The sequence below is a fragment of the Lacticaseibacillus chiayiensis genome (genome assembly GCF_004123795.1).
Taxonomy (GTDB): domain Bacteria; phylum Bacillota; class Bacilli; order Lactobacillales; family Lactobacillaceae; genus Lacticaseibacillus; species Lacticaseibacillus chiayiensis.
In genome coordinates, this window is the sequence record NZ_MSSM01000113.1 from 1 (window position 1) to 794 (window position 794).

Sequence of the window (794 nt, forward strand, 5' to 3'; positions counted from 1 at the left end):
CTGCTTTGAAGACCTCAAGCACGTCTTAGTGCCTAAGTTAGGTCGGCTACGCATTAAAGGCTCCCACAAACGATTGCTGAGTCGGCAAGCAGAAACTCGCATTGGCACGGTCACGATTACTAAGGACGCTGCGGACCGTTTCTTTTTATCCATGCAGCTGGGTTCTGATACACCGTTCATCACGAAGCCTGCCAAAACCAATCGGCAAACCGGCATTGACCTCAACACGAAAAACTTCTTGACGACCAGTGATGGCAAAGTTGTCGCAAATCCGCGCTACTATCGAACGATTAAAGGACGACTGGCTAAGGCTCAACGTGTTTTGTCGCGCCGTGCCCGAAGGGCAAAGAAAGAGCATCGGCCGTTACGTAACAGTAAGAATTACCAAAAACAGCGCTTGGTAGTTGCTAAGATTCATGCACAGATTCTAGATCGGCGTAAGAACTTCTTGCACAACGTCTCAACCACACTAATCAAGAACCACGATTTAGTGGTTGCAGAGGAATTGCGAAGTAAGAACTTACTAAAAAATCATGCTTTGGCAATGAGTATCGCAGACGTAGGCTGGTGTACCTTCTTAGGCATGCTAACTTACAAGGCTGACCTTTATGGTCGCCAGTTTGTAACGGTCAATCCTAGGAATACCACTCAAACCTGTCATCGTTGCGACTTCGTAATGGGAACCGAAGGCACTGATAAGCTGACGCTTGCTGATCGAGAATGGACGTGTCCTAAATGCCATACCCATCACGTTCGCGATTACAATGCCGCGCAGAACATACTGATCAAAGGGC

Annotated in this window: 1 protein-coding gene; it reads left to right on the forward strand. The window is 47.9% G+C overall.

All coding sequences use genetic code 11. The features are described 5' to 3' along the window. Positions 1-794, forward strand: a 794-nt coding sequence (locus BVJ53_RS14895; protein WP_137296013.1) for an RNA-guided endonuclease TnpB family protein, incomplete at both ends; no start/stop codon positions are given.